The sequence below is a fragment of the Micromonospora sp. ALFpr18c genome, from assembly GCF_008868155.1.
Lineage (GTDB): Bacteria > Actinomycetota > Actinomycetes > Mycobacteriales > Micromonosporaceae > Micromonospora.
This window is the reverse complement of record NZ_WBKR01000251.1, coordinates 1-7,882: the sequence shown is the minus strand read 5'-3', so window position 1 is coordinate 7,882 and position 7,882 is coordinate 1. Positions and strand designations below refer to the sequence as shown.

Annotated in this window: 3 protein-coding genes; 2 read left to right on the top strand and 1 reads right to left on the bottom strand. The window is 66.4% G+C overall.

The window, feature by feature from the left end; translation table 11 throughout:
- Positions 1 to 135: 135 nt before the first annotated feature.
- Positions 136 to 5,463, top strand: coding sequence for a DNRLRE domain-containing protein (locus tag F8271_RS28410; RefSeq protein WP_192580498.1), 5,328 nt, complete (start codon positions 136 to 138; stop codon positions 5,461 to 5,463).
- 1,183 nt (positions 5,464 to 6,646) lie between these two features.
- Positions 6,647 to 7,489 carry a hypothetical protein gene (locus F8271_RS28400; protein WP_151492914.1) on the top strand — a complete coding sequence of 281 codons (843 nt, stop codon included), beginning with the start codon at positions 6,647 to 6,649 and terminating at the stop codon, positions 7,487 to 7,489.
- Between the two features lie 45 nt (positions 7,490 to 7,534).
- Here the strand turns inward: F8271_RS28400 and F8271_RS33910 are convergent, their stop codons facing one another.
- A complete protein-coding gene (locus F8271_RS33910; protein ID WP_255473752.1) occupies positions 7,535 to 7,669 on the bottom strand; it encodes a hypothetical protein in 135 nt (44 codons plus the stop codon).
- Positions 7,670 to 7,882: the final 213 nt, after the last annotated feature.

Here is a 7,882-nt window from a genome sequence, read left to right as displayed (position 1 = left end):
AGGCGCCGGCGTCCACGGCTGGAAGCAGGCCCTCAACGCCTTGGACATCTTCTTCCCAGGCCGCATCCCCATCGATGTCCGATAGTTAGACAGGATAGGGCGTTACACAGAAATTCGGACAGGCTCGAGGAGTGGTTGAACGACTCGAAGACGGTCTTCCCGGTAACCATCGATCCGGCGGTGACGCTGAAGCCGAACTACGACGCGTTCGTGCAGGCCGACTACACCTCGGACCAGTCGGCTGCCACTGAACTGAAGCTGGGCACCTTCGATGGGGGCACGCTGGTAGCGCGCTCGTTTCTCAACTTCAGCGGCATGACCTGGCTGGCTGGCAAGCAGGTGCAGGCAGCCACCCTCTATCTGTGGAACCACCACTCGTGGTCGTGCACGGCGCGGCAGTGGGAGGCGTGGCGGGTCGACGCGGTTGGCACGGTCACCAGGTGGAACAACCAGCCGGTCTGGCGTGAGCGGGCCGGTTACACCTCGACGACCAAGGGCTACAACTCCGGCTGCAACGACGGCTGGGTGAATGTCCCGGTCACCGGCGTGTTCGCGGTGACCGCAGGCAACGGGTGGTCCACCGCGAACATTGGGCTTCGGGCGACCTCGGAGACTGACAACCTGGGGTGGAAGCGGTTCAACTCGATGGAGGGGGCGAACGATCCGTACGTCACGCTGACCTACCAGTCGCTGCCGACCGTCACCGCGCGCACGACCGTACCGTCCACGCCCTGCGCGACCGGCTCGGGTACTCCGTATACCAACACGAAGACGCCGCAGCTGCGCGCGCAGATCAACGACGCTGAGGGCTCGCAGATTCGGGCCGAGTTCGAGTGGTTGACCAGCGGTGGCACCCGGATCGGCGGCACCACCGCCGGGCCTGGCGCGTCCGGCTCCTGGCTGGCGGCCTCCGTCCCGGCCGGCGCGTTCGCCGAGGGGGGAACCTATTCCTGGCGAGTACGCGGCAACGACGGCATCGCCAACGGCGCGTGGACCGGCAATTGCTCCGTCATCATCGACACCATCGCGCCCTCGGCTGCACCGACGGCCTCCTCGAACACCTACCCGGCGGGTCAGTGGGCGGGAGCGGCCGGCACCGCCGGAAACTTCACCTTCACCGCCTCCGGGGTCACCGACGTGGCCGCCTACGAGTACGGGCTGAACACCAACCCGCCGACCCATGCGGTGAACGCGCCAAGCCTGGGCGCGAACGCCAACGCGTCGATCACCCCGACGACGGACGGCCCGCAGACCCTCTACGTCCGGACCCGCGACCGTGCCGGTAACCAGTCGGCGATCACGACGTACACCTTCAACGTCGGTTCCGGGGCAGTCACCTCCCCCAAGGAGGGTGACCTCACCGCGGCGAACACCGCGATCACGGGTGTCGGCCAGGCATCGGCCACCGGTGTCACCTACCAATGGCGACGCGGAGACGCCGACGCGTGGGTGGCCGTCCCGGCTGCTCACGTGAGCGTGGCTGCGGGCGGCGCGGCGGTCACCTGGCCGCTGGCCACCAGCGGCGGCGGAGCCTTCCCTAAGCTGAACTGGGACGTGGAGGCGACACTCACCGCCGCAGATGCGCAGTCGATTCCCCGCGACGGCCCGCTGCAACTGCGAGGCACCTTCACCGGCGGCACCGGCGGCACGTCCAGCCCCGTGAAGATCACCTTCGATCGAACCCAGGCATCGGCCGCGTCCGAGGCGGTCGGGCCTGGCTCAGTCAACCTGATCACCGGTAACTACAGCCTGTCCGACAGCGACGTGTCCGTAGACTCGTTCGGCAGTGACCTGACTGTCATCCGTTCCTACAACACCCGCCGGGCAAACGACACCGACGCGGCGAACATGTTCGGCCCCGGCTGGGTTTCCGGCACGGTGATCGAGGAGGCCGACGCGCCCTACACGGCGTTGACTGTCTACGGCTCGCTCATTCAGGTCGGGCTTCCCGAGGGCGACACGATCGGCTTTACTAAACGCACCGCCGCCGCGTTCGATCCTGAAGTCGGCATGGAATCGCTGAAATTGGCCTACGACGGCGGCGGCGACAAGTACACCCTCGCCGACAACGACGGCAACACGGTGCTGTTCACCCGGGTCACCAGCTCTGCGGCCGGTGAATACTTTCCGACCTCGGTCACCGCGCCCGGCAGTAACCAGACCAGTACATTGAGCTGGGAGAAGGTGACGATCGACAGCAAGGAGATCATCCGGCCCACCCGGATGCTGACTCCGGTATCAGACGGGGTCAGCTGCGCCACTCTGACCCGCGGCTGCCGGGCCCTCACCTTCACCTACGCGGCCACCACGACCGCGACTGGCACGGCGGAGGCATCCTGGGGCGATTACATGGGTCGGGTGAAGGAGATCGCCTTCACCGCATGGGACCCGGACCTGTCCACCCCCGCGATGCGGAGCGTGCCGATGGCCCGGTACGCGTACGACAACGCCGGGAAGCTGCGGGCAAGCTGGGACCCACGCCTGGACTGGAACGACGCCGGTACCACCCGGCACCTCTGGGACACCTACGACTACACGGCGGGCGGGATTCTCAGCGTCATCAAGCCGGTGGCCGCAGAGTCGTGGCAGCTCAGCTACACCACCATCCCGGGTGACCCCGGGCCGGGCCGACTGCACAAGGTGACACGGTCGGCGCTGACCGCCGGAACCGCCACGCAGACGGTGATCTACAAGGTCCCGGTCTCCGGCACCGGCGCACCGTACGACCTTTCACCGGGGCAGACCAGCCGATGGGCCGAGACCGAAGCGCCAACCGACGCCACCGCGTTCTTTCCGGCCAACCAGGTCCCGGACGGTGACCCGGCTGCGGGCACCCTGCCGTCGTCGTACGAACGGGCGGCGGTCATTTACCTCGACGCCAACGCGCGGGAGGTCAACACCGCCACACCGGGAGGCCACATCGGCGCCACCTGGTACGACCAGTGGGGCAACACCGTCCGCACGCTGACCGCCGGCAACCGGGCACGGGCCCTCAACGCCGGTTCGTCGGACGACGCTGCGGCGGAGAGCATGCTCGCCCGCAGCCGCTCCACCCTTAACACCTACTCCTCCGACGGCCAACGGCTCACCAGCACCTTGGAGCCAGAGCACGACGTGATGCTGCCCAACGGAACAACCGTACGTGGGCGCAAGCACATCATGAACACCTACGACCAGGGCGCGCCGACCACGGGCGCCCCGTTCAACTTGGTGACCACCCAGGTCGTCGCCGCCCGAATCTGGGACAGCAACGGCCTGGAGAACGACACCGACCAGAAGACCACCACCACCGGGTACGACTGGACGCTGCGCCAGCCGACCCTGGTGACGGTCGACCCGAGCGGGCTGGCCCAAACCACCCGCACCGCGTACGACCCGATCACCGCCCTGGCCACCTCGACCACCGCTCCGGCAGGCGGCACCACCACCAACACGCCCGCCACCCAGAAGACCATCTACTACCGAGCGACCTCCGGGTCTGGCTACAGCGAGTGTGACCTGAGGCCGGAGTGGGCTAACCTGCCGTGCCGGGTACAGCCCGGGGGCCAGGCCGCCAGCGGGCCGGAACTACCGGCCAAGGTCACCACCTACGACATGTTCAACCAGCCGAGGATAGTCACCGAAAAGACCAGCGCCGGCACGCTGCGGACTACCACTACAACCTACGACAACGCGGGCCGTGCGTACGAAACAAGCATGGCCGTCGCCTCCGGGCTCGGCACGGCCGTCCCGGTGAGCCGAAACGTCTACGAACCGGCCACCGGCCAACTGCTGCGGACCCAGTCCGTAGCGAGCGGCGTGGCCACCGCCCAGGTGATCCGGGCATACGACACCCTCGGCCGGCAGACGTCCTACACCGACACCGACGGCAACGCCTCCACCACCACGTACGACCTGCTCGGCCGCGTGGCGACCAGCAATGACGGCAAGGCACAACGGACGTACACCTACGACGGGGGCAGCGAGCGACGCAGCCTGTTGACCTCCATCGATGACACTCAGGCCGGAACGTTCTCCGGCGGCTACGACGCCGACGGCAACCTGACGTCGGAGACCTGGCCCAACGGAGTGCAGGTCACCTCGGAGACCGACGAGGCAGGCACCCAGGTCGGCATGACCTATGTCAAGCCGGGCTGCGCGGCGACCGACTGCACGCTCTACAGCGAGTCGGTGGTGGAGTCGACGCACGGGCAGTGGCGGGACCACGCCTCGACGCTCTCCACCCAGGGCTACACCTATGACCAGGCCGGCCGGCTGACCACCATCCGGGACACCATCGGCGGGCAATGCACCACCCGGTCGTACGGCTTCAGCGCGTCGGCCAACCGCAACACGCTCGCCGAGTACGCGCCGGGGACAGACGGCGCCTGTCAGACCACCACGCCAGCGTCAACCCGGACCTGGACGTACGACACCGCGGATCGGACGAGCACCACCGGCTACGTCTATGACGCACTCGGCCGCACCACAACGGTCCCCGGAGTCGACACCGGCAACCCAGCAGGCGGCAACGTCACCGCGACGTACCACGTGACGGACCTGGTCGACACGGTCACCCAGAACGGCCGCACCACGGACTACACGCTGGATGTCAGTGGCGAGCGGTTCCGGTCCTGGACCGACAACGCCAGCGGCACCGCCGTGCAGTCGGTAAACCACTACGACGGAGACGATGACAGCCCGGCCTGGACCCAGGAGACGGTCGACCGTTTCACCCGGCCGCTTACCGGGCTTGCCGGCATGGCCGGCATGTTCAACAGCGAAAGCGGCCAGGTCGACTGGCAGGTCACCAACCTGCACGGCGACGTGGTCGCGACGATTCACGCCGACGACGCGGGACTGTCCAGTACCAGCGAAACCACGGAATACGGCACCCCACGCGACACCGATGACATCGGTGCCCAGCGGTACGGGTGGCTCGGAGCCCTGCAGCGGGCCGCAGACGCCCCGTCCGGCATCATCCTGATGGGCGTCCGTCTCTACAACCCGACCATCGGTCGCTTCCTTTCGGTTGACCCCTTCTATGGGGGAAACGCCAACGCCTACATCTACCCGGCCGATCCGGTCAACCGCTTCGATCCCACTGGCCTGAAGGAGGTCGACGACGGCGGCTACAGCAACAGCTGCAAATGCACCAGCAAGAACAAGCAGTGGCGGCACTACACGACGACCAGCTGGAGCACGTCCAAGTGGCACAACTCATCGTACAACCAGCTCCCCAGGCATTTGAAGGCGTTCATCAAGGAGGGGATCGCCAGATTTGCTGGATGGGGCGTTGTGACAATCGACAATATTAAATATCAATACCGGACGCGTCATAAGATCTACCGTAGGTGCAAGGGTGGCCAGTGGCAGTACCGCTGGGACCGCGAGGAGCAGGAGCGCGTGCGGAGCGTGCTCAGTATCGCCTGGTGGGGTGACCAGACGATCACCAGTCGCTGGGGCTCCGCCGGGACTGGCTGAGAATGCCGAAAGAGGCCTGAAAGGATACCCATGTTTGATTCAGGGATTTACCTCGGTGTCACACTTATCATCTCCCTGGTGTGCGCTTACTTCAGCGACAAGATCGCCGACCGCAAGGGCGTGCGTCATTCAGGGTTCGCAGTACTAGGGTTCGTCCTCGGGCCGGTAGGGGTGGCATTCGCCGTCTTAAAGAAGCCGGTCGGGCTCGGCCGCTAATAGCGCAGTCAGCTCCCGCATCTCACCAGTGGGCCCTCCAACCACAGATCTTCGGTTGGAGGGCCCACCTGACTGTGGTGTGACTACACTCAGCGCTTGCCGCCGGCGAATAGCACTTCCCCGGTTATCCCAGCGGGCGGCTTCCGGGGCCAGGAGGGGCACCACGGGGCCGCGCTCAAGAATCTTGCAGATCGCGGCGAGGGCGACCAGCTTCAGCGAGAGCTCGTACCAGTCTTCGTTCGGGGTCCATGCCTTCGCGGCTTCGGCTTTGGCTTGGTGATGGACGAGTTCAACTTGCGGATTTGCGTCCTCGGCGTCGACCGGGACCGGTTCGCCGGCCGCACACCCTCGTCGTCAACGCCGGCCACTCCGCCGCCAACACCCTGCTCTCCCTGGCCGACCTCGCCGCCGGGCACCGGGCACCGGGCACCGGGCACCGAGGTGACATGGGCGATCCGTACCGCCTCAACGGCGGCGCCATGATCATATACACGCCCCGATCCGCAGGGGACTCCTGAGACCAGGCAAAACGGTCGCCCCACAAATGTTCAGCTGGCGACCACAGCAGCACACCCGTGCGACCCATTCCTGGGCCTCGGAAGAGAGAAGCCGCAGGTCAGCAGCCTGCGGCTTAGATAAAAACACGGTTTAGGAAACCGATGCTCTATCCCCTGAGCTACGAGGGCGCGAGGGCCTAGTCTAGCGACCTGGGGGTTCACCTGGGGTGGCAGGGAGTGGCCCACGTTCCCCGGACCGCCGTTCTCCCAGCCCAGGACCACACGCCGAGCACACGATCCCCGGTTTGCGACCGGCGGTCGGCTGCAGTGACCCGCGTTGGCACCGGTTCGCCCCGGTTGGCATCCGCTGGAGAGCACACACCGCGCACATCATCGATGATCAAAGACGTTCCGTCCATACACGCCTTCAGCGTCGCCGCGTCCCCGTCTGGCGCGAGAGCCAAGAGTTCGTGCTGCACCACGACCTGACCAACGTCATCCGTGTTGGCGACCTCACCGTCCTCGACCGTGACGGCTGGGCCTGGCTCCGCGAGATCAAGACCAATCAGCGGTATCGGCTTCCTGCCCAGGAGCGGCTGCTGGCCGACACCTCGCAGGTCCTCGCCGACGAGACCGGCACGTTGCCCAGCGGCTACGTACCAGTACGCACCACCATCGATTACCGCACCGACTTGGCGGGCCTGCGTGACATCCTCGCCTTGGCGCATGCGCGGACGGGTATCGCCGGAGGCGTGGTCTCGTCCGGTCGCGCGGTCGTGGCGGCCAGTCAATTCACCGCCGCCGGCCGGTACACCGCTGAGGAGTTCGGCAGTCGGTTCAGCGCCGAACTCGCTCGGGTCTGCCGCCGCATCGGCGCCGACCACCCTGGGCACACGCTGACGCTGCTGAGCATCGACCAGGCTGGTCGTACTCTCGTGCGCCCACCCTGGGCGATTTACCCGATCGAGGCCGTGGTTGCGGCCAGCCTCATCGCCGACGGCATGTTCTTCGCCGTCTGCATGAATCCGAACAAGATCATCGACTCGCTGGCCAAGGCCGGTGTCGAAGCGTCCTGGCTGCAGCTTCTCGACGGCACCGAAGATCCCTCGAAGCCGTTGTTAAACGTGGCCGCACGGTCGGGCGGCCGGCTCTCGTCGACGTCCCTGAACTTCGCCGCAATCGCGGAGCTGATGCTCGAGCTGATTGATCTCGGCACCTGGAGCCGGCAGGTCGCCGCGATGCTCAGCGGTGAGTTCGCTGCCGGCACGCGGCCCTGGCCGTGCTTTGCCAGGGAGGCCAGAGTCTGGGCCTGATTGCCCGGACGCCGGCTGTCTGGCTCGGTGCCATCGCCCGGCGCATTAGGCCGTTGTGATCAATGTTGAGCGTCTGTTCTCGGCGCTGCCGGTCAGCAGGGTGAACTCGTACTCTCCCTCGCCGTCGGACGTCATCGCGTAGCCGGAGTACGCGCCGGTGAGCGCGGGTGGGGTCGTCATAGCGGTGTGACGCGAGATGCACGTCCAGGCGTTGTCGACCAGCCGTACGCACGCGATGCCGTGGGCCTTGGCGAAGTCAAGGGCACGGCGAGTTCAGGCGGTCGTAGCATTTGATCTTGGTGGGTCGGTGGGACAGGATTCCCGCTGTGCGCAACATGTTGACCTTGACCGATCGTGAGGAGATCTCCCGTGGCCTGGCTGAGGGTCTGGAAT